The following is a 24,804-nucleotide window of genomic DNA, read 5'->3' as shown; positions in this document are numbered from 1 at the left end:
CATCATGCGTAAGTATTTACCTCTGCTGCTTCTGGCCTTTTCCGTTCCGGCGCTCGCCCACCCCGGCCACGGCACCGACAGCTTTCAGGCCGGTTTTCTCCATCCGCTGACCGGGCTCGATCACCTGCTGATGCTGACCGGCGCGGGCGTGCTCTCTGCGCTGAGCGGACGCAAGCTCCTGCTGCCATTTGCCACTCTCGGGATGATGCTTGTCGGTGCCATTGCGGGCAGCCTGCTCGGCGGCTTCAGCGGCATGGAGATGCTGATCATCGCCTCACTGGCGGTATCCGGCGTGATGATGTTTAAAACCGAAAACCGCCTGCTGCTGGCGGTACCGGCTCTGGCGATGTTTCACGGCTGGGCGCACGGCGTGGAGATGTCCGGCCACAGCTTCTGGCTCTTCACCAGCGGGTTTATGTTCGCCAGCGCCACCGTGCTGTGCGCCAGTTTCGCCGCAGGCTTGCTGCTGCGCCGTCACGACGGCCTGCGTAAAACCTTCGGCGGCGGGCTGATCGTCTCCGCCCTGCTGGCGCTGATGAGCTAATGGATGATTCCCGCCAGCGGCTGCGCCTGATGCAGCTCTCCAGCAGCAGCCTGCCGGTCGGGTCGTTTACCTGGTCGCAGGGACTGGAGTGGGCCGTTGAAGCAGGCTGGGTTACCGACGCGGGGGCCTTTAAGCACTGGCAAATCCAGCAGATGGAGCAGAGCTTTTTCTGCGTCGATCTGCCGCTGTTTCACCGTCTCTGCCAGGCCTGCGAGCAGGACGATCTGTCGGCGGCCACGCGCTGGACGTCCTGGCTGCTCGCCTGCCGGGAAACGCGCGAGCTGCGCGAAGAAGAGCGCAACCGTGGGGCGGCCTTTACGCGCCTCATCAAAAGCTGGGAGCCTGACTGTCCGCCCGCGTGGCTGGCGCTGTGTCTGCAAAGCCAGCTCTGCGGCATGGCGTGGCTCGGCGCGCGCTGGGGCATTAGCGTGCGCGAGCTGGCCCTGAGCCTCGGCTACAGCTGGATGGAGAGCGCGGTGATGGCGGGCGTCAAGCTGGTGCCGTTTGGGCAGCAGGCGGCGCAGCAATTGATTATCGAACTGAGCGACCATTTTGCTGCCCGGTTTGAACAGGCGTTTTTATGCAGTGACGACGAGATAGGCGCGGCGACGCCGCTGTCCGCCATCGCCTCTGCGCGGCACGAAACACAATATTCACGACTATTCCGTTCCTGAGGAAGCAACATGGCTGATTACAAACATCCCCTGCGCGTGGGCGTGGGTGGCCCGGTGGGGTCGGGTAAAACCGCGCTGCTGGAAGCGCTCTGCAAAGCAATGCGCGACACGTATCACCTGGCGGTGGTGACGAATGATATCTACACCAAAGAGGATCAGCGCATTCTTACCGAAGCGGGCGCACTGGAGCCGGAGCGCATCGTCGGCGTGGAGACCGGCGGCTGCCCGCATACCGCCATCCGCGAAGATGCTTCGATGAACCTGGCGGCGGTAGAAGCGCTCAGCGAGAAGTTCGGCAACCTGGATCTGATCTTCGTTGAAAGCGGCGGCGATAACCTGAGCGCAACCTTCAGCCCGGAGCTGGCGGATCTCACCATCTACGTGATCGACGTAGCCGAAGGGGAAAAAATCCCGCGCAAGGGCGGGCCGGGGATCACCAAATCCGATTTTCTGGTGATCAACAAAACCGATCTCGCGCCGTACGTGGGTGCTTCGCTGGAGGTGATGGAGCGCGACACCAACCGCATGCGCGGCGAGCGTCCGTGGACGTTTACCAACCTGAAAGCGGGCGACGGCCTGACGACGATTATTGCGTTTCTGGAAGAGAAAGGGATGCTGCGGGTGTAGTCCTATGATCCCCTCTCCCTGTGGGAGAGGGTTAGGGTGAGGGTTACGCCTCCGGCAGTTCCGCCAGCGGCCAGCGCGGACGCACGGACACGCTCAGGTCGGACGTTGCACCGGCGTTCAGACGCACCATCCCGGCGTAGGCGATCATTGCCCCGTTATCGGTACAGAACTCCGGACGTGCATAGAACACTTCCCCGCGACGTTTTTGCATCATCTCAGCAAGCTTCGCGCGCAGCGTGCGGTTGGCGCTGACGCCACCGGCCATCACCAGGCGCTTAAAGCCTGTCTGATCCAGCGCGCGCTTGCACTTGATCATCAGCGTATCGACTACCGCATCTTCAAACGCACGGGCGATGTCGGCACGCGTCTGCTCGTCGTTATCATTATTGCGGATAGTATTGGCCGCGAAAGTTTTGAGGCCAGAGAAGCTGAAATCCAGCCCCGGACGGTCGGTCATCGGACGCGGGAAGACAAAGCGCCCTTCCGTTCCCTGGGACGCCATTTTGGACAGCATCGGGCCGCCCGGGTAATCCAGCCCCAGCAGCTTGGCGGTTTTGTCGAACGCTTCACCGGCGGCGTCGTCGATCGACTCGCCCAGCAGCTCATACTTGCCAATGCCGGTCACGCTGATCAGCTGCGTATGCCCACCCGAAACCAGCAGCGCCACAAACGGAAACTCAGGCGGATTATCTTCCAGCATCGGCGCCAGAAGGTGCCCTTCCATATGGTGAACCGGAATGGCCGGAACATCCCACGCGAAGGCCAGCGAACGGCCAACCGTCGCGCCAACCAGCAGCGCGCCGACCAGGCCCGGGCCCGCGGTATAGGCCACGGCGTCGATATCGTTTGAACTCAACCCGGCCTCTTTCAGCGCCGCCTGAATCAGGGGAACCGTTTTACGCACGTGGTCACGAGAGGCCAGTTCAGGCACGACGCCGCCGTAGTCAGCGTGCAATTTCACCTGACTATACAGCTGGTTGGCCAGAAGGCCTTTTTCGTCGTCGTAAATAGCGATGCCGGTTTCATCGCAGGATGTTTCAATACCCAGTACACGCATGACTTGTTTTACCTCGTTTCAATACCGCGCAGTGTAGAGCCTGGGCGGGTTGATGTAAAACTTTGTTCGCCCCAGGAAGAAGGCTCGTGTATACTCCTCACCCTTATTAAAGTCCCTTTCAAAATCGCATCGGTGCTTTACAAAGCAGCAGCATTTGCAGTAAAATTCCGCACCATTTTGAAATAAGCTGGCGTTGATGCCAGCGGCAAACCGAATTTATTAAAGGTGAGAGTTACATGCCGGTAATTAAAGTACGTGAAAACGAGCCGTTCGACGTAGCACTGCGTCGCTTCAAACGTTCATGCGAGAAAGCAGGTGTTCTGGCTGAAGTTCGTCGTCGTGAGTTTTATGAAAAACCAACGACCGAACGTAAGCGCGCTAAAGCTTCCGCTGTGAAACGTCACGCGAAGAAACTGGCTCGCGAAAACGCACGCCGTACTCGTCTGTACTAATTGGTTGAGGGCCAAAGCCCTCAATTGACAGACAGAGTAATAGTCGTAAGGCCGTGCTTCCGGAAGGAATGCGCGGCTTGTTTTCGTTTATAAGTCGCTTAAAATTTTGGGGCATATGGCCGGAAGAATCCCACGCGTTTTCATCAATGACCTGCTCGCCAGAACCGACATCGTCGATCTCATCGACGCGCGGGTAAAGCTGAAAAAGCAGGGCAAGAACTACCATGCGTGCTGTCCGTTCCATAACGAAAAAACCCCCTCCTTCACCGTAAACGGTGAAAAGCAGTTCTACCATTGCTTCGGCTGTGGCGCACACGGTAATGCCGTCGATTTTTTGATGAACTACGACAAGCTCGAGTTCGTTGAAACCGTCGAAGAGCTGGCGGCGATGCATAACCTTGAAGTGCCGTATGAAGCAGGCAGTGGGCCAAGTCAGATCGAGCGCCATCAACGGCAAACGCTGTATCAACTGATGGATGGCCTGAATTCGTTTTACCAACAGTCTCTTAAGCACTCTGCGGCTGAGCCTGCGCGTCAGTATCTGAACAAGCGCGGACTGAGCGACGATGTCATTGCGCGTTTCGCTATTGGTTACGCCCCGCCCGGCTGGGACAACGTGTTAAAGCGTTTTGGCGGTAATAGCGAAGATCGTAAGTCTCTCATCGATGCAGGCATGCTGGTCACCAACGACCAGGGACGAAGCTACGACCGCTTCCGCGAACGGGTGATGTTCCCCATCCGCGACAAGCGTGGCCGGGTAATTGGTTTTGGTGGTCGCGTGCTGGGTGATGCCCTGCCGAAGTACCTCAACTCCCCGGAAACCGATATTTTCCATAAGGGCCGCCAGCTCTACGGCCTTTATGAGGCGCAACAGAATAACGCGGAACCTCCGCGTCTTCTGGTCGTCGAAGGGTATATGGACGTCGTGGCGCTGGCGCAGTACGACATTAACTACGCGGTGGCGTCGTTAGGAACGTCCACGACGGCGGATCACATCCAGCTGCTGTTCCGCGTGACCAACAACGTGATTTGTTGTTACGACGGAGACCGCGCCGGACGCGACGCCGCCTGGCGCGCGCTGGAAACCGCGCTCCCCTACATGACCGACGGCCGTCAGCTGCGCTTTATGTTTCTGCCCGACGGCGAAGACCCGGATACGCTGGTGCGTAAAGAGGGCAAAGCGGCATTTGAAGCGCGGATGGAGCAGGCTCAGCCGCTCTCCACGTTTTTGTTTAACAGCCTGATGCCGCAGGTCGATTTGAGTACCCCTGACGGGCGCGCGCAGCTCAGTACGCTGGCGCTGCCGTTAATCAGCCAGGTGCCAGGCGAAACGCTGCGCATCTATCTGCGTCAGGAGTTAGGCAACAAGCTCGGCATTCTGGATGACAGCCAGCTTGAACGTTTAATGCCTAAACACGCTGAAAACGGTGCGGTTCGCGCCGCGCCTCAGCTAAAACGCACAACCATGCGTATACTGATAGGGTTGCTGGTACAAAATCCCGAGCTTGCGCCACAGGTGCCGTCGCTGGCGGGTTTGAACCACGAAAAATTGCCCGGACTTGGCTTATTTTCAGAACTGGTCAACACTTGTTTGTCTCAGCCAGGTCTGACCACCGGACAACTTTTAGAGCATTATCGCGGCACAAAAGAGGCCGCTACCCTTGAAAAATTGTCGATGTGGGACGATATAGCAGATAAGGACATTGCAGAAAAAACGTTCACCGACTCACTCAACCATATGTTTGATTCGATGCTTGAGCTGCGCCAGGAAGAGTTGATTGCTCGCGAGCGCACACACGGTTTGAGCAGCGAAGAACGCCGGGAGCTCTGGATGATTAACCAGGAACTGGCGAAGAAATAGGTGAAAGACAATATCATTCGCGTTGTATCAAGGCAGCAAGTGAACGAACTCCTGGGAGTGTACATAAGTACATGACCAGGATGAGAGAACGCAGCTAACGCAGAGACAACGTGAAGGATGAAGTATTTAACGGCTTAAGTGCCGAATATCGATCGGGAAGCCCCCGGCAGCCGCACTGAGAGGCAGCGGCAAAAATATAAGTACGCCCTCGCTTTAAAGGTTGGCAGCCCCATCGCCGACACCAATCAAACGAATTAAGTGTGGATACCGTCTTATGGAGCAAAACCCGCAGTCACAGCTGAAACTTCTTGTCCAACGTGGTAAGGAGCAAGGCTATCTGACCTATGCCGAGGTCAATGACCATCTGCCGGAAGATATCGTCGATTCAGATCAAATCGAAGACATCATCCAAATGATCAATGACATGGGCATTCAGGTGATGGAAGAAGCACCGGATGCCGATGATCTGTTGCTGGCTGAAACCTCCAACAACACTGACGAAGATGCGGAAGAAGCTGCTGCACAGGTACTGTCCAGCGTGGAATCTGAAATCGGGCGTACCACTGACCCGGTCCGCATGTACATGCGCGAAATGGGTACCGTTGAACTGTTGACCCGCGAAGGCGAAATTGACATCGCAAAACGCATCGAAGACGGGATCAACCAGGTTCAGTGCTCTGTTGCCGAGTACCCGGAAGCGATCACCTATCTGCTGGAGCAGTACGATCGCGTTGAAGCGGAAGAAGCGCGCCTGTCTGACCTGATCACCGGTTTTGTCGACCCGAACGCTGAAGAAGATATGGCGCCTACCGCCACTCACGTCGGTTCTGAACTGTCTCAGGAAGAGATGGATGATGACGAAGACGAAGATGAGGAAGAGAGCGACGACGACACCGCGGATGATGACAACAGCATCGACCCGGAACTGGCGCGTGAGAAGTTTGCCGAGCTGCGTACCCAGTACGAAGTGACGCGTGACACCATCAAAGCGAAAGGCCGCAGCCATGCCGCCGCTCAGGAAGAGATCCTGAAACTGTCTGAAGTGTTCAAACAGTTCCGCCTGGTGCCAAAACAGTTCGACTACCTGGTGAACAGCATGCGCGTGATGATGGATCGCGTACGTACCCAGGAACGCATCATCATGAAGCTGTGCGTTGAGCAGTGCAAAATGCCGAAGAAGAACTTCATCACCCTCTTCACCGGCAACGAAACCAGCGAAACCTGGTTCAACGCGGCTATCGCGATGAACAAGCCGTGGTCTGAAAAACTGCACGACGTGAAGGACGATGTGCATCGCGGCCTGCAGAAGCTGCATCAGATTGAAGAAGAGACCGGCCTGACCATCGAGCAGGTTAAAGACATCAACCGTCGTATGTCCATCGGTGAAGCGAAAGCCCGCCGTGCGAAGAAAGAGATGGTTGAAGCGAACTTGCGTCTGGTTATCTCTATCGCCAAAAAATACACCAACCGTGGTCTGCAGTTCCTGGATCTGATTCAGGAAGGCAACATCGGTCTGATGAAAGCGGTAGACAAGTTTGAATACCGTCGTGGCTACAAGTTCTCCACCTACGCAACCTGGTGGATCCGTCAGGCTATCACCCGCTCTATCGCGGATCAGGCGCGCACCATCCGTATTCCGGTGCATATGATTGAGACCATCAACAAGCTCAACCGTATTTCCCGCCAGATGCTGCAGGAGATGGGCCGCGAGCCGACGCCAGAAGAGCTGGCCGAGCGCATGCTGATGCCGGAAGACAAGATCCGTAAAGTGCTGAAGATCGCCAAAGAGCCTATCTCCATGGAAACACCAATCGGTGATGATGAAGATTCGCATCTGGGTGATTTCATCGAGGATACCACCCTCGAGCTGCCGCTGGACTCTGCAACCACCGAGAGCCTGCGTGCTGCAACGCACGACGTGCTGGCTGGCCTGACCGCCCGTGAAGCGAAAGTACTGCGTATGCGTTTCGGTATCGATATGAACACCGACCACACGCTGGAAGAAGTGGGTAAACAGTTCGATGTAACCCGCGAACGTATCCGTCAGATCGAAGCGAAGGCGCTGCGTAAGCTGCGTCATCCAAGCCGCTCTGAAGTGCTGCGTAGCTTCCTGGACGATTAATCCAGGTAAACAGCAAAAAGCTCCCGATTGGGAGCTTTTTTTTGCCTATCCCCTCTCCCTGTGGGCTCAGGGCTCCCCACAAAATAATGCCGGCACAGACGTCTCCCTCTCCCTTGAGGGAGAGGGCTAGGGTGAGGGCATCAGGCCTAAAGCCCCCGCACCATCAGCGCCTCATCAAGTTCCCGATACGCCTCCACCAGCTTATCCAGCGTCGCCCTGTTGAGCCCGCTCGGATTCGGCAGCACCCACACCTGCGTCACGCCGATGGTGATGGCCTGCTTGCCCCACTGCGACCCGCGCTGGCTGAACGCCTGCTCGTAGGCCTGCTTACCGAGGATCGCCAGCGCGGCCGGCTGATAATCCTCTATCTTTTTGACCAGCTCTCGCCCGCCGCTTCGCAGCTCATGCAGGTTAACCTCGCTCGCCTGCACCGTAGGCCGCTCGACCAGCATGGTGATCCCGCAGCGCGTATCCAGCAGGTGCTGCTCCTCTTCGGGCTTGAGCAGCCTGTCGGTAAACCCGGCCTGATAGATCACCTTCCAGAAGCGATTGCCCGGATGGGCAAAGTGAAAACCGGTGTGCGCCGAGGACTTGCCCGGGTTAATTCCGCAGAACACCACCCTCAGGCCAGGGGCCAGAATATCGTTGATCATCTTTACTCCCGATCGATACATCGTAATTGAAGTATAAAGGATTGATTATGCGTTGTTTATAAAAACAGCAGGCAGGTGTGAATGGCTGGATTGCTGCGGGGAGTTACTTTATAATTCACCGCCACGGCCCCTTAGCTCAGTGGTTAGAGCAGGCGACTCATAATCGCTTGGTCGCTGGTTCAAGTCCAGCAGGGGCCACCAAATTTTAGCTTTAGAATCAAATAAATAAGCCACTCATTGAGTGGCTTTTTTTATTGGTTTTTAAACAGCTGGTAGCGAAGCCGTTCGGGCTTTCCCGGCGTCGCCAGGGGTCGCAATCAGACGCTCCACGGACTCCATCGTCACGAACGTACAGCTGCAGTCTACATTGGTGCACTGGTGATACCGCTCTTTGGTATTTTCACTTAGGTAGCGACTGGTACGCGCATGCGCTGAATGCTTGCACTTAGGACAATGAAACATGTACCCCTCCGTTAAATTCACAATTTGTGAATCAATAATACTCAAAAAGAACGTAATGGCAAATGAATTACTCACTGTCGACAGCAAATTTTTCGTCGGTGACGTTACGCTCAAGGTTCAGCTTCGTGGTATATCCACTCCCGCTGAGGGTATGAACCACCTCGCTGATGATCCACGCCTGCTCGTCAATGACGCGTTTAAAGCCGTTTACCAGCACCGGCGTCTCGGGGAACAGATCGGCCCGTCCCAGCGCCAGCTGGATAGAAAAATTCACGGTACCGCGCTGAAGCGCGCGCCACTTCGCCTCCGCAGCCCTCAGCGCCTGCTCCTCAGAGGCATACACCGTGGTGAGCTCAAATACGTTTTCCACCGATCCCACCAGCATCTCTTGCGGCTTCTGCTCCCTGCCCCCTGCTCCCGCAATCGGCGCGGCGGCATCCGGGTGCTGCAGCCCCTCTGTCGACGGCCCCTCAGGTAAACGATTAATGCTCAATTGAGGATTTTGCTGTTTTGGGTCGCGCGTTTGCAGCCATTTCGCCGTCACGCCGGAGTAATTTTCACGGTCCGCGACGGAAAAAAGGTGCTTATCGCCATCCCCACGTTCAATCACCATCAAGGGAATCGATATGCCGCCAGCTGTAACGGCCTGGCCCGCCTTCATAAAAATAACCTTGCCGGCTTTAATTGAAACAAAGGCACCGTTGCGTTCGGCCAGGCGGGTGAGAAACGCCGCGTCTGTCTCCTGAGACTGATCGATATGCGAAATAGCAATGGATGAAAGATCCGCCGCGACGCTGGCGGTCAGCCGGTTACGCTGAGCAATGGTATTCACGATCGCGCCGATCGTCGTGTCATGCCACGACTGTTCGCGCCGGACGTTTAGCTTTCCGCGAAAATCCGCGCTGCATCCCCGAATGGTCAGCGTGTCCGGCGCGCCCCGAAACTCAATGGTATCGATCGTAAAGTTCCCTTTCGGCTCGAGCGGGGTTCCCTCCCATCCCAGCCATAAGGAGAGCGTTGCCCCCCGGGCAGGCAGGTCTAACAGCCCGTCGGAATCATCCAGTTGAATATCCAGCTGATCGGCCTCCAGCCCGCGCTTGTCGGTCATGGTCAAACTGATAAGACGATGGCTGAAATTTTGCGTGATATCACGATCGTCAAGCTTAAGCATAAAATCAGGGGCCATTTTGCCACCCGCCCGGATATTCATTTCAGCGATCATCCCGCCAGCCCTCCAATGCTATTACGTGCGCTTTCCACCAGCTCTGAGGCCTGCGTTCTCAGGTCGCCAAACATCGTTATCAGCGATTCGTCCACGCGTTTTAGCGACAGGGTAAACTCAATTTTTCGGGCGGCACCATCGCTGTAAAAATCCGTGTGCGTATGCGTGACTTTCTCAATGACAAACATGCCGTGAATGATGCCGGTGCCGTCTATCAACGGCCACGCCCGCCCTTCATTCGCCATCAGCTCGATCGCCTTCAGGGAGAGTCGCCCGCCGGTGATTTCCGGATAAAGCGTCCCTGTGAGCAAATGAGAAGTCTCACCTTCGCCAAGATACTGCCAGGCTTTGGGTTTTCCGATGCGATCGTTGGACACCCAGCGGTAGTCCTTTGAAAATTGCATTGACTGATACGGTAAGGTTCGTCGTTCAAAGACAAACAGACCCAGCACCATTAACATTTTCTCTCTCCTCAACCATAAAAAAAGCTGGATTGCTGCCGTCTCGCTTTATCCTGTTCACTGCTCTCTATTGCCTCCCGGATTTGACGAGTCAGATCCATTCCGGAAGTCGTGCTCCCCTGCAGTGTAATGTTGTATTCGCTTTTACTCTGATCGACGTAAGAACGTCCTCCCGCGGCAGCCGTCGGCTGGTATCCCATGAAGCCGCTATAAACAGGTGGCTCCAGGTCCCAGGCACTTCCGGCGTCAGCAGAGGATGTACCTTCTTTCGGCACAGCCGAGTCGATATTGCCCGACTCTTTTTTTATGACGCCGAGTTTCTCCAGCAGCCAGCTGGCCTTGCCGCTCAGGCTGTTAAAGAGATTAAGCGGCGCCATTAGCGCATCGCCCAGCGCCTGACCGAACGCCACGCCGACATTTTTGCAGCTGTCGAGCGTTTCCTGCGTTGCCTTAATCGGCGCAATCAGATCGGTGAACCACTGCCAGATCCCGCCCAGTTTTTCTGAAATGAAACCAAAGGCCTGTAACAGCGGAGCGAACAGCTCGCCCAGCGGCGCGAAGGCCGCAGAAAGCCCCTCAATCACTCCGCCAAAGAAGGCGCTGATGGGCTCCCAGTATTTAAAAATCAGCAAAGCACCGGCGGCAATCGCCGCGCCGAGAGCAATAACCGGCCAGCTAAGGGCCCCAAGCACCGTCATGATGGCGCCACCCACCACGCTGAATACCGTACCCAGCATCCCTGCGGCGGTTATGACCAGATTCAGGCCAGACAACACCGGCGCGACGACCATCCCTAAGGTGCCCAGTACGCCGGCAAATGCCTGTGCGCCGATAATCACGCTAACCAGGGTTTGCGTCAGCTCAGGGTTAGCGTTTACCCAAAGCGAAAGCGTGCCGACCCACCCCGTCGCGGTCGTGGTCAGGTTGCGCAAAGCGCTATCTGATTTATCAAATACATCAATCTTTAACCCGTTCAGCGCGGCCTGGAACCGGCTGATGTCGCCGTCAAGATTATCGGTCTGAACGGAAGCCGCGAGCGCGGAACTGCCCTTTGCTCCCTGCAGCTGCTGGCGTTTTTCATCAAGCGATCCATCACCCGCAGCGGAAGCCAGCACCCCCGCGGCTTTTATGGCATCCGGAGTCTGAACATGGCGCAGCATCGCGCTGAGCGCGTCCCCGGCGGCCGCACCTTTCATCCCTTTTTCCGCCAGAACGCCAAGCAGCGCGGTGGTCTCTTCAAGCCCCATACCGGAAGCATCCGCAGCCGGTGCGGCGGAGGTGACGGCGGCCTCCATCTCAGCGAGGGTGGTATTTGAAGAGGTAAAACCGCGCGTAAGCACGTCTGCGATGCGCCCCGCATCCGTATTCGCCAGGCGATACGCGGCCTGCGTGCTGGCGATCGTATCGGCCGCCTTAGCCGCGTCGACGTTCCCCGCCAGGCTGAGGTTGACCGCTGGCGCGGTGGCCGCAAGCAGCCCTTCGACGTCATAGCCAGAACGGGCCAGCTCGTTCTGAGCCCGAACGACCGTATCCGCAGGTACGCCGGCGCTGACGCTAACCTCCCGCGCCTGCTGGCGAATGGCCTCAAGCCGGGCGTCGCCCTTCTCCAGGCCAAGATTTGCCTGAATAGCCGACATCTGCTTTTCAAAACTGATGCCGGGGGCCATAAACCGGGACGTCTGGTCAAAGCCCGCTTTGGCCATGCCCACGCCCGCATTAGCCAGCTGATGCACCCGCGCGGCAACGCGTTTGCCTGACTCATAGCGATTCTGAACGGTACTCAGCCGCTCCTGCTGCTGGTTGACGCGGGCCAGCGCCTCCCGCTGTCGGTTAAGCTGCTGCGTTTTGTCGCTGATGTGGGTGCGTAAACGACGCTCATCCGACGAGAGCGTGCGCGTGTTTATTCCCGCCTGGGCGAGTTCGGTGCGCTGGCGCTGTACCGAGTAGCGCAGGCTGTTGTACTCAAGCTTAAGGTCGGCTGCCGATTTTCGGGCTGCGGACAGCGCATCTGCCTGGGCCTGGGTGGGGTTTTGCGTGTTCTTAAACTGCACCGCCAGCGCCGCTGCCTGCTGTTTCGCCCGGGTAAGCGACTGCTCCGTCACGGTGAGCTGGATATTTGCTTTCCTGAAGCCGTCAATACGCCCCGCCTGCTCATCGAGCGCCCCCAGCGCCGTCTGCGTACTGCGGATATCGCTCGCGAGAGTGAGGCTGGCGTTATGGAGAGCGTTAAGCGGTCGGGTTGCCCGGTCGACTGCCTTAAGCAGCTCCTCAAGTCTGACATTATTACTCATGGTGGTTTCCGCTTCGCTGCAGCGCTTTTTCGCGCCATAAGAGGAGTTCGGTCACGCTCAGGGAGTACAGCTCTGACGGCGGCCAGTGAAAGATCACCGCGATATCCGCCATTAGATCGTCGACCGACAGTTTTTCGGGAAATTTCAGCGAGCCGAAGCCGGTGACAAAAAACCGATCACCTTACCTGCAAAAGAGAGCAGATCGCAGGCATCCAGGCGCGCAACCTCATGCTCGGTCAGCGCCGGTGAGGTCATTCGCGGCAGCACCTTGATCAGCGCATCGACGTCAGATTGCGCCAGCGACGCCAGCGACACCCCGCGCAGGGTTCCCGCATTGGGTTTGGCGACGGTCACCTTTTCGATTTTTTGCTCGCCGCGCAGAACGGGGCTATCCAGCGTGACGATATGTGGGTTTTCACTTTCGTTCATGGCAGTCTCGTTGATATTGTCCATTTCGTTACTCTTCAGAAAGTTAACTTACCGGCCGGCAGTCCCGGCCGGTTAAAGGGTTACAGGCCAATCGCCTTACGGTGTTCCGCCAGACGATCGACGCCGTCGACTTTCAGCACCATGTTGATGATGTCGATTTCGACAATCTCTTTGCCATCGATGGTCAGCTGGTAGTAAGCGCACTCGGTGGACATCTTGGTGGTGCCGCTCTCGCCCTGCTTGTTTTCACCGCCATCAAACTCTTTGTGACGGCCGCGCATGACGATCTCGACGGCGGAGATTTCGCCCGTGTCGTCACGCTGGAAGGAGCCGGTAAAGCGCAGAGGCACGCTGTCCGCGCCCGGAGAGGCATACTGCGCCCACAGCGCCACGTCCGGCAGACCACCAATGGTCCACTCCAGCGCCAGGGCATCATCGTCGAGGCCGAGGTCGATAGAGACCGAGCCAGGCATACCGCCGCCGCGATACTTCTCCAGCTTGCGGGTGAGTTTCGGTAAGGTGACAGACTCAACAACGCCCATATAGCTCAGGCCATCGTTGAACATATTCAGGTATTTAAGTTTGCGTGGTAACGCCATGCTTCAGCTCCTTAGCTATTAACCGAATCTGACAGGTCTGCCAGATAGGTATCGGTGATGCGCTGGCGCAGGGTCAGGTTTTCCAGCGGCGGGACAGGGGTGTAGTCGTAATCGATATACAGTTTCCCCGCTTTCAGGGTGGATGCATCGTTCGATTCAGGGTCATACCAGCAGGTGCCGTCGACGATATAGCCGTTGGTTTTCAGCTCGCGGAACTTGGCGTTAATACCGGAAACGATGTCGCGGATAAGCGTTGGGGTGATAGGTTTATCCATCGCCCACGCATGCGCTTCTGCCATGGTATCGGCCAGCACCTGTGCGGTACGGGTGTAGTTTTCAAAGACGAATAACGGGTCGTCTGAGCAGGTGCGGTTACCCCAGAATTTGAAGCCATCGTTGCGAATCAGCGTAGTGACGCCAGCCTGGTTAAGCAGGTTCGCATCGGTGGCCTGCTCCTGAAGATCCCAGGAGACGGAGGCGCTTACGCCCGTGACGCCGTTGACGCCAACGTTTGACAGGGTTTTATGCCAGCCCATGGTCTGGTCGATTTTGGCGCGCAGGCCAAGCGCACGGGCGGTAGCCCAGGCCGTTGTCGTTGCGTTCGTGGTGGTATCCCATGCCAGAAAATCAGGATGGATAACCATCAGTTCGCGCTGGCTGAAGTTTTTGCGGTAGTTGATTGCCTCAGGAATCGTTTTACAGCCCCATGCGCTGACGTAGCCGAACGCGCGCAGGCTCTGGCACGTCGCTGCCAGCGCGGTTGCCACTTCCTGAGAGTCCAGCCCCGGCACGCCGAGAATGCGCGGCTTCACGCCGGTTACCGTTTTCGCGGTCAGAAGCGCCTTCAGGCCGGTGTATTTGCCGTTTTCGTCGGTGGTACCGATGATGTTAGAGATAGTCCCTTTCTGTGCCGCTTCCGGATCTTCCGGGTCGTCGATACCTTCGGCAACGCGCACAACCACGACAACCGGTTTGCACTGGTCAGCGATCGCCTGCAGAGAAGCGGACAGCGTCCCCGCCTTGCCGGCTTTCGCAATCGCGTTTTGCACGTTGGTAATGAGCACAGGCTCGTTTAACGGAAATGTCTTGTCGTCAGCATCGCTGGCCGTACAGACCATGCCGATGATTGCCGTCGAGACGGTGGAAATGGTGCGCGTGCCATCGTTGATTTCGATGACTTCCACGCCGTGGTGATAGTCGCCCATCCGGTTAACTCCTTCGTTTAGTGGTGAGGCTATTTTCTCTTGGGCGGAGGAGGTATGAAACGTAATGCCGTTGGCGGTAGGACAGCACAACATACAATGAGCAGTTGAATTGATTCACCCGGAGCTTTGATCGCTGATGATAATTTTATTGTCTAATTAAACAGCAATGGTTGTTCCAGAGTTACTGGTATAAGAATTTTTTGAGGGAGTATTTTCTTTGTTATAGAAAAGTGCACCTCAATAACGGGATGTCCAGCCATTAGGGTGCACTATAAGTTGAAGTTTATTTATTCGCTTAACGGTGATTCAGGCCATTCAATATCTGGTGCTGCATTGACGTCAATACGGTTTAGACGTACACGGTACTTTTTCCACTCTGTCAGTAAAATCGTCTCTTTATCAGTAGCCATCTCTAAATCAACAGCATCCTGTAACGGTAAGATGGCCTGAGTAGCAACAGACATCAATTGTGCTTTCAATGAATCGGCATGTTGAATAGCCTCTTCTTTTGAGGGCGGAGCTATGTCGACCCACTCCATGCAATTACGATTGATATTGAATCGTGGCGTCTTTCTATCTGGTGACACCATAAATGATTCATATTCTGAGTCGGTTATTTTCATCAGATCTGAGGGAACAGAAATACCTTGTTCTTCGTACACCTGAACAGTTTCCTCAAGGTAAAAACTACTCTCTGTATTACTAAAATATTTATTCATATCAATAACCCGAGACAATTAACGAAAATGTTCCAGTGCAGTTATGGGTTTCAATTTTCACCTGATTTTTTCCAACCGGAGTGCAAAGATAAAACGAGTCCGAGTTATTGCCTCCAGAACCGTAATAGCTGACCCCCGTCCCCAAAATGCCATTAGGGAATGACGTAGGCAGAGTCACGGTGACGGCGGTGTTATTACCAATAGAAATCCCTCTTACCGCCTGCATGAAAACAGCTCCATTGCCGTGTGTGTAGTAGGCGTTGTTATTACCCGTCGTCGTTTTCCCAACGCCGTATCGGGCATCTGATTCTGCTTTGGTATAGGCCTGGCCTGCAGGGGTATAACTCCCTTTAGGCTGAAATCGTCCGTCGCTCTCTGCTTTGGTATATGCGCCCGTTTTCGCCATGTAGGCTGCATCCGATTGCGCTTTGGTATAATAACGAGCATCGAAATACTGAAAATTTGTTAAATTCAGCTTACCCATGGTGACATCACCAGAAGACAAGCTAACAGCTAAAGGACGAAGGCTGTTATAACTGCCGTACTGGTCGCCGCTATTAGTCAGCATGAGATACAAATTGCTGCCATCCTGACGCCAAAATGCACCGTAGTTGCCATAAACCATACGATAGCTATTTGCCGAAATGCTTTGAAATTCAGCTGAATTTCTTACTACCCCACTTACTGCGGTGCTGCCCGCCAGGGGGATCGCACTAACATCCACAGCAGTTGGTTTATTGGCCTCATCATACTGCCTAGTCCAGGCTGACCACACTCCACTGTAAAGCGTGCGAATGTATGTGCGAGAGCTGTTATAAATCCGGTAAATCTGCGTGAAACCAGCATGCTTATAGACTTCCAGCGAACCGGCATTTGCCTCAGGGTAATTTTTCCCTGTTGCGGCCTGCGCATTTGCTGGCTGGTAATACAGCCCTGGTGTCGTGTAAGCATTTAAGTCAGCAGCATTGCCAATTCCTACAGCTTGACCGTTAAAAATGTCCTGGGCAGTAATATTGAAATCATTTGTTAGCGCATAACCATTAATCTTTCGCCCTGACGGCACGCGCCCGCTGGCATTATCATTCGCGGCCTTAACCGCTCTCGACGTTGCGGCAAGTGTCTCGGACGTACTGTCAGTCGCGTTACTGAGCTGAACGATGCCCTTTTGCGTCGTTGTTGCATCCGCAGCCGTATACTTCCCATTAGCCAGATCATACGCTACCTTCACCGCCTTCGGCGTCGCTGCCAGCACCTCGGACACGCTGTCGATCGCACTGCTGAGCTGAACAAGCCCCTTGCGCGCCGTAGTGGCATCCACCGCGGTGTACTTGGCATTTGCCAGATCGTACGCCGTTTTAACCGCCTTCGGCGTCGCCGCCAGCACCTCAGACACGCTGTCAGTAGCGCTACTGAGCTGAACGATGCCCTTTCGCGCCGTCGTTGCGTCCGCTGACGTGTATTTCCCGTTAGCCAGATCGTACGCTGCTTTTACCGCTTTAGGCGTTGCAGCGAGCACCTCGGAAGCACTGTCAATGGCGCTGCTGAGCTGCGTAAAGCCCTTCGCAGCCAGAGTCGCGTCCGGATGGCGGCGCGACTGTTCATGCTCCGTCAGCTTCTCGTCAACATAATCCTGCGTCGCCATCACCGTTGAGGTGTCGATGGTCAGCTCGACGGATGCGATATCGCTTACCATGATGACCATTCGCAATGTCTGCGCGCGACCCGAGCCCTCCACCAGCGTGGGTTTATAACTTTCAGCCATATTCCCGACCGCAATCAGCGTCCCGGTATCGTCATACAGCCCCATCTCGCGCATCCAGAAACCGCCAACCTCAGGAGGGATCAGTAGCTCCGCCACGACATAGTTTTTATTCTTTTTGTCCTGGCTGATTTTATTTAGCGCATGGCGCCAGACTTCATTGATGAGTTTCGTCTGGTTTGCGTTTGGCGTTGGCAACACACCGCCACCGTCGCCGACCGCCATCGCCGTAAAATTGACTTTCTTACCGTTCGGGACGGTTGCTGCAGCCAGTTTTTCGGCACCGGCTTTGGTGATAACCGTTTTATATTTCACTGTCATTGTGCTCTCACTTATCCGGGATAAACCGTGATGATGTCGCCGTCATAGCTCAGGGCGCCGGTATAGAGATAACCCGGTATGTCCTGGATGATATTCAGGCCAATAAGGTGGCGGCTGGCAGGCTTCGCATCGGCGATAAGCCTCTCCATTTCGTAATACATTTCCTCGGTGATGCCCGTGTCTAACACGCCGATATCAAGGCGGAAGGTGCCGGGCGGATCGTTGGTTTGCCACCACTCGGTAACGTTAATCAGATAGCCAAGCGGCTCCACCACGCGACGCACGGCGCCAATCGTTCCCTTGTGGGCATGAATAAACCACGCGGCGCGGATCACCTCCCGCTTGGTGGCCTCCGGCCAGTTCTCATCCCAGCGGTCAACCGAAAATGCCCACGCCAGCCAGGGCAGCAGATTCGCCGGGCAGGTATCCGCATTCCAGAGTTGGCGCAGCGGAACAGGCGTATTTTCGATGTCCGCACAGGCGCGCGCTGCGGCGACCTCAAGCGCCGATGAGCCAACCGGTAAAAGGCGGGTATTACTCATCGTTTCCCCCCACGGTTACGCTGTAGTTGCTGCACCATGAGGCCTGAGTTTCATCAAGTACGATGTCCGCCGCGGGTGCGGTCAGCTCTACCCGCTGCACCCCTTCCACGTGAAGTGCGGCGTAAATGGCTGATTTGCGGATATCGCGCCCTAGCCTATGCTGGGCCGTGATGTAGGCCTGTAGCCGGGCCCTTGCCGCGCTAAGCACGGGTTCACTTTCAGGACCGGGGAAGAGAAATAGCGAGGCGGCAATGCTGTAGTCGACAATCCTGGCCGACTGGACGGTCACGCGGTCGGCGACGGGCCTGACGTCCTCATCGTTCAGCGCATTGCGAACAACAGCGAGCAGTTCCTCAGACGCCACGCCGTTATTCTCCCGGGAGAGTACGGAGACCGTGACGTTCGCCGGCTGTGGGCTGATCACAGAAATATCCGCTACCCGGCCATCTGCGCTGCGGCCATGGAACTGATACGCCCCTGTTGAACCGGCCACGCTCAGCCCTTCCGGCGCCTGCTGGATGCGCAGACGAAAATCGGTATCGGACTCCATCACGGCCGGCGTGGGCGGGAAGGTGGTGTCGTCGGCAGGGGTAATAACCAGACGCTCAAGATTAGCGTTTGCCCCAATCTGGTCCAGATCGCTGCCTGCGGCATAGGCCAACATGACCGCACGCGCGGCCTCGTTAACGCGCTGGCGCCAGATAACTTCCCGGTAGGCGTTCTCCTGCAGGAGCTTCACAATCGGCTCCGACTCCAGCGTCAGCGTCCGTGCAATCGCCTCTCGCTCCTCTTCCGGATAGAGCGAGACAAAGGTGGCCTTTCGTTCTGCCAACAGCGTTTCATAATCCACCTCCTCCACGACATCAGGCGCGGCGAGCTGGCTCAGATCAACAATAGCCATAGCGTTTAACTCAGTGAAATGGTGATAGAAAAGGATTGTCCGGAGGTCGGGCGCGTGCCGGTGATATCGACATACAACGTCCCGTCGTTCTCCGAACGCTCGAAGGTGATGGCCGTCAGGCTTATCCGCGGCTCCCATTTCTGGATGGCGGAATAACAGGCGGCCATGATTTGCAGGCGCAGCGCCGGACTCTGCGGCCTGTCGATCATCGCCGCCAGCAGCGAGCCGTAATCCCGGCGCATGACCCGCGAGCCAATCGGCGTGACCAGAATGTCGCGCACGCTTTGCCGGATGTGGTCAGCCTCTGAAATGCTAAGCCCGGTCTGCCTGTTCATTCCCCTGTAACGCACCGTCATTGTGTCCCCTTAGTCCAGCTTCCGCCGCTTTGCACACCGCCGTGCGCATGGTTGTCCACCTGCACCCCGTTGGAGGTGAATTTGCCGCCGGAATGCTCGATATTTCCGGCCATCACACCGCCCTTCTGTACTTCAAGAGAGGCGGTAATTAACTTGTTAGTGCACACCACTTCTGGCGTATCCAGCGTGATGCGTGACGTTGACGTCACCCGCACCTCCGGCACGGTGGCGGTCAGCGATTCAGAGGCGGTAACGTCGGCCGTTTTAATGCCTGAAACCGTCAGCGCCCCGCGCCCGGGCTCGTACTCGATGACCGCGCCGTCCGGAAACGAGACGTGGAACGCGTCAGGCGACTCGGACGGCGCCGGATGGTCGTCCGAGAAAATGCCGGGCAGCACGAAGGCGGTATCAAGCTCCCCGCCGATGGCCAGCAGCAGCACCTGCTCTCCCTCGGAAGGGGCCCACCACACGCGCGAACGTCCCGCGCGGCAGGTTAGCCAGTTCAGCCAGGTGGTTTTCATCCCGCCGGTCTGGACGCGACAAAGCCCTCTGTTGAGGTCAACATCGGTCACAACACCGATACGAATCAGATTGCGGATCGCGCGAGCGATGCCGTTCATGGAAGTTAATGTATTCATGAGAAGAGAATGCCGTTCAGGGCGAACGGCAGCAACGACACGGGGTTTTATGCGGGATGAAACAACAAGCTGCCCAGACATCAGGCTTTCAGCGCGGGGAAGTTAGTCCTCCCACCGGCTGACGAGCTCGCCGTTAATGTACAACTCTTTCGGACGCGTGACGGGCTCCGGCAGCGGCGGTTCGGGGGAGTACGTCGCGTGCAGAGCGCCCTGTTCCTGGGACACGAGAATACGCTCGGTCACCTGCACGCTGATGCTAATGTCCGTCGTATCGTCATCGTTCAGGACGATCGCGAAGGTGTATCCATTTTTGTGTCCTTCATCGAGGGTAAACATGTCCGGCTGGTTTTCCCGAAGCCAGGCCAGCACCGGGACGAAAAAACCCTCGCTGTCGCCGGCGAAACCGCTGACCTTCGCGTTCAGCGCATAGCGCTTTTCAAAGGAGAGCGAGGTGGCCAGGCGGGCGTCAATATTGCCGCTGCCGACCGACATCTGCAGGCGCTCCGGGTGAGCATTCAGCTGGGGGATCGCGTCAATTAATGCCTGACGCAGGCTCTTGAGTTTGTGCATCGAGTTTATCCTGACAGTCTTTAATGGTTTCCACCTGCAGCGCGCAGGCGATAAGGGCATACTCAAGCCTGCGAATATCTGCGCTGAGATCGCCGTTAGTGGCGGGTTCGCTTCCCGGCATCGGGCAGCGGCTCACCTTCGGGCAGGCGTTGTAAACAATGTGCTGCGGAGGCACAGGCGGTGCGGGTGTGCAGCCTGCGGACAGCATCAGGCAGCTGAGCGCTATACCAGCGGCGTAACGCTTCATTTTCATTGAGTAATCTCCCGATAGTCGCTTCCCGTTTCGCCTGCTCCTCACCGGCAGCGAGCAACGCCTCACGGAGTCTCACCTGGGCGTTTTCGTTGGATCTGGCCATCCGCTGTGCCAGGGAAAGCTGTTGATTAAGCGCGGCGAGAGCGTTTTTTTGCTCGCTGGCGACCCGGTTAGCGGCGGCTAAGGAGCGGGACAGGGTCTGGTTGTCATGACGAAGCCATAGCGTGATAGCCAGCAGCCCGGCCAGCATCAGCACGAGGGCCCTCACGGCAGCCCCTTCGTGCACCAGGCCTTCTCGCGAACGCGGCGGTTTTCCAGCCCGGCATTTTTGACGCCGTTGACGTACACCCAGCGGGTAAGCTCGCCGCATGCCTGAGACCACTGTTTACGCTTAATAAACGACACCAGAGTCGAACGGCAGGCGGCGCCCGTGCCGACATTAAAGGTAAAGCTCACCAGCGCGTCGTAGACCCGAGGCGGCATCTCCACCGGCGCGCACGCCGCCAGCCGTCGCTCAACGTTGAGCACGTCAGCGACCAGGTTTACCGCAGCCTCGCGCTCGGTAATGTCCCGCGTCGGCACGACGTTTGCCGTGTGGCCAATGCCTGACGTCCAGACCCCGGCGCTGCACCGGTAAGGCGAGAGGCGACATCCTTCGAGATCGGCAATCAACGCCAGCCCTTCCGGGGACGTTTTCAATAGCCGAAAGTCAGGCATCAGCACCGCCAGGGCCAGCACGCCGGCGACGCTGCAACGCTTAATGATTGAGTTCACGAATGCTCTTCTTATCGAGGCCCAGAGACTGGAGATAGCGCCAGGTTTTTCGCTTAAACCAGTAATTCGTCAGCGCGGTAAAAATGGCGCAAAGGCTCCCCACGTACAGCGCGACTTTTTCAGGAGACATCGCCCCGAACCAGGCCAGCGCCACGGCCAGCCAGTAGGCGATAAACGTGGTGATCTTCTCCAGGCTCAGTCCCATAGGTTTACGGATTCTTTTGTGGGGGCGCTATCCACCTCCGGCATCTCTACCGGCGTGCCGTGAGGCAAGATAACGCCTAACTCCGCGAGGCCAGAATTGGCCTTCAGAACGGCTTCAACGACGCCTGCCGTGCGCCCATAAAAGCGAGCGCAAACGGCATCAAGCGTGTCCCCCTGCATTGCATAGATTTTCATCAGACGCTCCCAACATCCGGTTTCCAGGTACTGTAGAGTTTCCCGGGCCGGCGAGCTTTTCGCTATCGCTGAGAGATGGGCAAACGCGGACACAACAGACCGTCCGCGAGCAGCGACGCGTGGTTCAACGGAAGCGCAAAATCTGAATGAGGGCGTGGGGTCGGGTAATGAGCCGGGGCTAGCGCCAGCTCTCGTCTTCCCAGACTTCCCGGAGAATAGCGTCCAGCGCCTCGCGATCGGCCTCTCTTTCAAGCCCCTGGAGCTCGACTCCCGTCACTGAGCCTAACTTCACGTTTACCCGGGATGACGGAAATAGGGACTGTATTCTGCGGGTCAGTTCGCACTGGAAGGCCTCGACGACGGCATGACCAATCTGCCGTTCTTTATCGAGGGTAATGTTCACCCGAACGTTACCCTCTTTTTTAATGCGTTCCGGAACAGGCGATGCCGAGAAAACAACGGTAAACGCGTTGTTCTTGATTAAATTTCCCCGCGCAATCTCAGCAATCAAATTCAGGGCAATTTCACGATCTCTTTCCTGACACGTTCCTTCTGTCGTGAGTCGCGCAATCATCTCGACTCGTTCAATCATGACCTGCTCGTTCAACTCTCTGTCCACACAACCTCCACCACGAGATACTGTATAAACATACAGTAGCACGTATTCATAAAAAGAGTGAAGCGAAAAATCAGAACCCCTCGCGGTATGTACATGATATCGATGGAGATTAGCGTATCCGCTGGGTAAGCAGTTCCGTTAAATGCCCAATACGTTCAAGGATTTTTCGCGCCTTTTCCTGATAAGAACGCGCCGCCGGAAAGAGCGATCCATCAGCTGCGCCTCTGCACCATTTGTCGTTAAAGCGGCTGACGCCGCCCGCCATAAGATGCAGGGCCTCTCCCCGGCTGATGGCGATTCCGGTGGCAAGCCGGATCTCGTCAATCACCCTCTCCGGAACCCCGTTCTGCGGATCCCGCTCGTAGACAAAGGGCGCCGCTGCGCCGGGCCGGATGCGTTTGATGCGCTCGGTTAACGCCCGCCTCGCACGCCGGTTAAAGGGTTGAGAGAGATCGCTCACCGTACAGTTATTGACAGAACTCCGAGGAGGCGCAGCCTTATCGTCCACAGCCCGCTTCGGTACAATTTTCCACTGGGTGAGTCGGGTTAAAATCGGGCTGCCCGCGCCGACGGCGGAATCGTACACGCCGCGGATGCGGACGGTCTCCTCGCCGTACTGGTTAAACCCGGCGCACGGGGCATACAGCGTGCGCACCTGTAAATCATCGCGACGCACAAACGGCCCGCCCTGCGCGGTGACGTAACCCGCCCAGTCCCCGGCGTCGGCAGCGTCATGGACGGCGGCAAACTCGACGCTCAGACCGCGCGCGGCCTCGGTATCCGCCAGACGTCGCAGCTCGCGGTAGACCGTTACCGGCGCCCCGCCGATAAACTGAAACTGGCGAATATGCCAGCGCCCCGCCCAGGCCGACACGGCGGACGCCGTCTCCTTCAGCAGCCCGCCGCTTTCATTATCGGTTTCACCATCCAGCGCATAGCCGTCGATATTCTTCGAGATGTATTTGGCGATATAGCCGGTAGCGCTGCCTTTCTGCGGATCGATCGCGTCCGCGTGAAAGCGAGCCTGTCTGGCGCTTTCGCTCTGAAGCTCGGCGGCATCCTCCTCCCGGGCGTAGTCCCCTATAATCCGGCGAACACATTCGACCTCTTCCGGCCGCATAAACATCAGCATGTGCCAGTGGGGCGTACCGTCGTGATGGGGTTCCGCAACGCGGATACCAAAAATACGGCGCCCCTCCCGGTGCAGCTTTGCGCGGATGCGAGCCCACAGCCGGGTGAAGTAGCTTTGCGTCTCCGCCGGGCTGGCCCCGTTCCACTTCGCGTTGGGGTAGCCCGACCTCACGGTCGCGTGATACCGCGCGGGGGCGGTTAAGGTATAGAACTCGCCCACATAGCCCAGCGCCTGGCAGATATTTTCAAACCCGCGAATGCGGGTCATCAGTTCACAGCGACGTATCGCCGGGTTGGCCACCGAGGTATCGTATTTTTCAATCAGGCTGATGCGGTTGCCCTCTTCATCTTCCAGCTCCATGCCCTTGAGAAATTCGCGGGTGCGGCGCTTCTGCTCGCGCCACTCGGTCACGCAGCGCTTGCTCGCATACGCCGTTCTCTTTTTGCTGACGTTGCCGAGGGCAATCTGCAAATGCTCGCGCCAGGCAGCCGCGATCCGACGCAGGCGCCCGCGCCACCACGCCTCGGAAAACAGGCGGATCACCGCCGCGGCAACATCATCTTTGTTAAAAAACGTCTTCGACACCCGCTCCCAGTGCGGAGGCGACACGTTGAACTGACGGGCGATCAGCCCGGCGCGCTGATACCAGACGAACAGCGTCTGGTATTCACCCATGTCAGCATCGTTAATATTCGCCAGCTCGCCGCGAATAAAGCTGGCGATATCGGCGGCCAGCAGGTCGATATCCGCGCGGGACATATCCGGAAGTCGGTTATAGCGGGCAACCAGCTCGACCATGCGCGAGGCAAGGTATTGCAGAAGCCGGGTGTCGAAATGGCCGTCAAACACGGCCCGGGAAACCGCGCTGTGCAGGCCCGCGGAGGCATAGCGTTCAGAGACCTGCCGCAGGCGGGGCAGCATCCTGTTGCAGAAGCGGATCAAAAAGGCATTGGCCTGCGGGCTGCCCCGACGCTGTTCGAGGGCGTCGACCGTGCGCCAGACGTCAAAACGCACGCTGTCAGGCTGCTGTGAGAGGGCAATTCTTGCCTGCTGCAGCGCCGCGAAAAGGCGATCGCGGCGCTGCAGTTGGGCATGAGTAAGGTAGGGGCTGGCAATGGCCGACCGCGGAGCGTTCCACGGATAAGCAAATGACGTAGCCAAC

General features: G+C 57.0%; 30 protein-coding genes and 1 tRNA gene. 7 read left to right on the top strand and 24 right to left on the bottom strand.

Annotated elements, in window-relative coordinates; translation table 11 throughout:
- Positions 1 to 4: 4 nt before the first annotated feature.
- From ABR39_RS16560 to ureG, 3 genes are read left to right on the top strand one after another with little or no spacing between them, the layout of a single operon-like run.
- Positions 5 to 544, top strand: a complete 540-nt coding sequence (locus ABR39_RS16560; protein ID WP_047347807.1) for a HupE/UreJ family protein — start codon at positions 5 to 7, stop codon at positions 542 to 544.
- Positions 544 to 1,218, top strand: a complete 675-nt coding sequence (locus ABR39_RS16555) for an urease accessory protein UreF (protein ID WP_047347806.1) — start codon at positions 544 to 546, stop codon at positions 1,216 to 1,218. The genes ABR39_RS16560 and ABR39_RS16555 overlap by 1 nt, the downstream gene beginning before the upstream one ends.
- 9 nt (positions 1,219 to 1,227) lie before the next feature.
- The gene (gene ureG / locus ABR39_RS16550) at positions 1,228 to 1,845 is read left to right on the top strand and encodes an urease accessory protein UreG (RefSeq protein ID WP_047347805.1); all 618 of its coding nucleotides are present in this window, start codon (positions 1,228 to 1,230) and stop codon (positions 1,843 to 1,845) included.
- A 43-nt stretch (positions 1,846 to 1,888) separates the two neighbouring features.
- Here the strand turns inward: ureG and tsaD are convergent, their stop codons facing one another.
- Positions 1,889 to 2,902, bottom strand: coding sequence for a tRNA (adenosine(37)-N6)-threonylcarbamoyltransferase complex transferase subunit TsaD (gene tsaD / locus ABR39_RS16545; RefSeq protein WP_047347804.1), 1,014 nt, complete (start codon positions 2,900 to 2,902; stop codon positions 1,889 to 1,891).
- Between the two features lie 236 nt (positions 2,903 to 3,138).
- Between tsaD and rpsU the strand changes: the two genes are divergently transcribed.
- The 3 genes from rpsU (at position 3,139) to rpoD (ending at position 7,337) form a co-directional block, all read left to right on the top strand.
- Positions 3,139 to 3,354: a 30S ribosomal protein S21 gene (gene rpsU / locus ABR39_RS16540; RefSeq protein ID WP_001144069.1), complete on the top strand. Its 216-nt coding sequence runs from the start codon at positions 3,139 to 3,141 to the stop codon at positions 3,352 to 3,354.
- 115 nt (positions 3,355 to 3,469) lie between these two features.
- Positions 3,470 to 5,215 (top strand): DNA primase, encoded by a 1,746-nt coding sequence (gene dnaG, locus ABR39_RS16535; protein WP_047347803.1) that lies wholly within the window; start codon positions 3,470 to 3,472, stop codon positions 5,213 to 5,215.
- 274 nt (positions 5,216 to 5,489) lie between these two features.
- Positions 5,490 to 7,337, top strand: a complete 1,848-nt coding sequence (gene rpoD / locus ABR39_RS16530) for an RNA polymerase sigma factor RpoD (RefSeq protein ID WP_023309228.1) — start codon at positions 5,490 to 5,492, stop codon at positions 7,335 to 7,337.
- A 146-nt stretch (positions 7,338 to 7,483) separates the two neighbouring features.
- Here the strand turns inward: rpoD and mug are convergent, their stop codons facing one another.
- Complete coding sequence (gene mug, locus ABR39_RS16525; RefSeq protein WP_047347802.1) at positions 7,484 to 7,990, bottom strand: G/U mismatch-specific DNA glycosylase; 507 nt, start codon at positions 7,988 to 7,990, stop codon at positions 7,484 to 7,486.
- Between the two features lie 125 nt (positions 7,991 to 8,115).
- Here mug and ABR39_RS16520 point away from each other — a divergent pair.
- Positions 8,116 to 8,191: transfer RNA gene (locus ABR39_RS16520), tRNA-Ile, on the top strand.
- Positions 8,192 to 8,251: 60 nt separating this feature from the next.
- Here the strand turns inward: ABR39_RS16520 and ABR39_RS24195 are convergent.
- The 22 genes from ABR39_RS24195 to ABR39_RS16420 all read right to left on the bottom strand — a co-directional run bounded on the left by ABR39_RS24195 (position 8,252) and on the right by ABR39_RS16420 (position 24,803).
- Positions 8,252 to 8,452, bottom strand: coding sequence for an ogr/Delta-like zinc finger family protein (locus tag ABR39_RS24195; protein ID WP_048339054.1), 201 nt, complete (start codon positions 8,450 to 8,452; stop codon positions 8,252 to 8,254).
- Positions 8,453 to 8,519: 67 nt separating this feature from the next.
- A complete protein-coding gene (locus tag ABR39_RS16515) occupies positions 8,520 to 9,674 on the bottom strand; it encodes a phage late control D family protein (protein ID WP_047347801.1) in 1,155 nt (384 codons plus the stop codon).
- Positions 9,671 to 10,135, bottom strand: coding sequence for a phage tail protein (locus tag ABR39_RS16510; RefSeq protein WP_047347800.1), 465 nt, complete (start codon positions 10,133 to 10,135; stop codon positions 9,671 to 9,673). The genes ABR39_RS16515 and ABR39_RS16510 overlap by 4 nt, the downstream gene beginning before the upstream one ends.
- Before the next feature lie 11 nt (positions 10,136 to 10,146).
- Complete coding sequence (locus tag ABR39_RS16505) at positions 10,147 to 12,426, bottom strand: phage tail tape measure protein (protein ID WP_047347799.1); 2,280 nt, start codon at positions 12,424 to 12,426, stop codon at positions 10,147 to 10,149.
- The gene (locus ABR39_RS16500; protein WP_023616176.1) at positions 12,419 to 12,538 is read right to left on the bottom strand and encodes a GpE family phage tail protein; all 120 of its coding nucleotides are present in this window, start codon (positions 12,536 to 12,538) and stop codon (positions 12,419 to 12,421) included. The genes ABR39_RS16505 and ABR39_RS16500 overlap by 8 nt, the downstream gene beginning before the upstream one ends.
- A 32-nt stretch (positions 12,539 to 12,570) precedes the next feature.
- Positions 12,571 to 12,879, bottom strand: coding sequence for a phage tail assembly protein (locus tag ABR39_RS16495; RefSeq protein ID WP_047347798.1), 309 nt, complete (start codon positions 12,877 to 12,879; stop codon positions 12,571 to 12,573).
- A gap of 56 nt (positions 12,880 to 12,935) precedes the next feature.
- Positions 12,936 to 13,454, bottom strand: a complete 519-nt coding sequence (locus tag ABR39_RS16490) for a phage major tail tube protein (RefSeq protein ID WP_047347797.1) — start codon at positions 13,452 to 13,454, stop codon at positions 12,936 to 12,938.
- Positions 13,455 to 13,465: 11 nt separating this feature from the next.
- Positions 13,466 to 14,659: a phage tail sheath protein gene (locus tag ABR39_RS16485; RefSeq protein ID WP_047347796.1), complete on the bottom strand. Its 1,194-nt coding sequence runs from the start codon at positions 14,657 to 14,659 to the stop codon at positions 13,466 to 13,468.
- 287 nt (positions 14,660 to 14,946) lie between these two features.
- Entirely contained in the window at positions 14,947 to 15,378 is a 432-nt protein-coding gene (locus ABR39_RS16480; RefSeq protein WP_047347795.1) for a tail fiber assembly protein, read from the bottom strand.
- A gap of 1 nt (position 15,379) precedes the next feature.
- Positions 15,380 to 17,458: a tail fiber protein gene (locus ABR39_RS16475; RefSeq protein WP_047347794.1), complete on the bottom strand. Its 2,079-nt coding sequence runs from the start codon at positions 17,456 to 17,458 to the stop codon at positions 15,380 to 15,382.
- An 11-nt stretch (positions 17,459 to 17,469) separates the two neighbouring features.
- The gene (locus ABR39_RS16470) at positions 17,470 to 18,000 is read right to left on the bottom strand and encodes a phage tail protein I (protein WP_047347793.1); all 531 of its coding nucleotides are present in this window, start codon (positions 17,998 to 18,000) and stop codon (positions 17,470 to 17,472) included.
- The gene (locus ABR39_RS16465) at positions 17,993 to 18,901 is read right to left on the bottom strand and encodes a baseplate assembly protein (RefSeq protein ID WP_047347792.1); all 909 of its coding nucleotides are present in this window, start codon (positions 18,899 to 18,901) and stop codon (positions 17,993 to 17,995) included. The genes ABR39_RS16470 and ABR39_RS16465 overlap by 8 nt, the downstream gene beginning before the upstream one ends.
- A 5-nt stretch (positions 18,902 to 18,906) precedes the next feature.
- Positions 18,907 to 19,257, bottom strand: coding sequence for a GPW/gp25 family protein (locus tag ABR39_RS16460; protein WP_047347791.1), 351 nt, complete (start codon positions 19,255 to 19,257; stop codon positions 18,907 to 18,909).
- Positions 19,254 to 19,895 (bottom strand): phage baseplate assembly protein V, encoded by a 642-nt coding sequence (locus ABR39_RS16455; protein WP_047347790.1) that lies wholly within the window; start codon positions 19,893 to 19,895, stop codon positions 19,254 to 19,256. The genes ABR39_RS16460 and ABR39_RS16455 overlap by 4 nt, the downstream gene beginning before the upstream one ends.
- Before the next feature lie 102 nt (positions 19,896 to 19,997).
- Positions 19,998 to 20,465 (bottom strand): phage tail protein, encoded by a 468-nt coding sequence (locus ABR39_RS16450; RefSeq protein WP_047347789.1) that lies wholly within the window; start codon positions 20,463 to 20,465, stop codon positions 19,998 to 20,000.
- Positions 20,428 to 20,673: an Rz1-like lysis system protein LysC gene (lysC, locus tag ABR39_RS26230; protein ID WP_231103413.1), complete on the bottom strand. Its 246-nt coding sequence runs from the start codon at positions 20,671 to 20,673 to the stop codon at positions 20,428 to 20,430. The genes ABR39_RS16450 and lysC overlap by 38 nt, the downstream gene beginning before the upstream one ends.
- Positions 20,561 to 20,968 carry an Rz-like lysis system protein LysB gene (lysB, locus tag ABR39_RS16445; RefSeq protein WP_430748978.1) on the bottom strand — a complete coding sequence of 136 codons (408 nt, stop codon included), beginning with the start codon at positions 20,966 to 20,968 and terminating at the stop codon, positions 20,561 to 20,563. Before lysB ends, lysC begins: the two co-directional genes overlap by 113 nt.
- A gap of 14 nt (positions 20,969 to 20,982) precedes the next feature.
- Positions 20,983 to 21,492, bottom strand: a complete 510-nt coding sequence (locus tag ABR39_RS16440; protein WP_047347787.1) for a lysozyme — start codon at positions 21,490 to 21,492, stop codon at positions 20,983 to 20,985.
- Positions 21,476 to 21,697 carry an HP1 family phage holin gene (locus ABR39_RS16435; protein WP_029741404.1) on the bottom strand — a complete coding sequence of 74 codons (222 nt, stop codon included), beginning with the start codon at positions 21,695 to 21,697 and terminating at the stop codon, positions 21,476 to 21,478. The genes ABR39_RS16440 and ABR39_RS16435 overlap by 17 nt, the downstream gene beginning before the upstream one ends.
- Positions 21,688 to 21,891 (bottom strand): tail protein X, encoded by a 204-nt coding sequence (locus ABR39_RS16430; protein WP_042715252.1) that lies wholly within the window; start codon positions 21,889 to 21,891, stop codon positions 21,688 to 21,690. Before ABR39_RS16430 ends, ABR39_RS16435 begins: the two co-directional genes overlap by 10 nt.
- Positions 21,892 to 22,069: 178 nt before the next feature.
- The gene (locus ABR39_RS16425) at positions 22,070 to 22,510 is read right to left on the bottom strand and encodes a DinI-like family protein (RefSeq protein ID WP_047347786.1); all 441 of its coding nucleotides are present in this window, start codon (positions 22,508 to 22,510) and stop codon (positions 22,070 to 22,072) included.
- A gap of 109 nt (positions 22,511 to 22,619) precedes the next feature.
- Positions 22,620 to 24,803, bottom strand: coding sequence for a replication endonuclease (locus tag ABR39_RS16420; RefSeq protein ID WP_047347785.1), 2,184 nt, complete (start codon positions 24,801 to 24,803; stop codon positions 22,620 to 22,622).
- Between the last annotated feature and the right edge of the window lies 1 nt (position 24,804).

Source organism: Enterobacter genomosp. O (assembly GCF_001022965.1).
Taxonomy (GTDB): domain Bacteria; phylum Pseudomonadota; class Gammaproteobacteria; order Enterobacterales; family Enterobacteriaceae; genus Enterobacter; species Enterobacter cloacae_L.
This window is presented reverse-complemented; position numbering and strand designations above follow the sequence as displayed.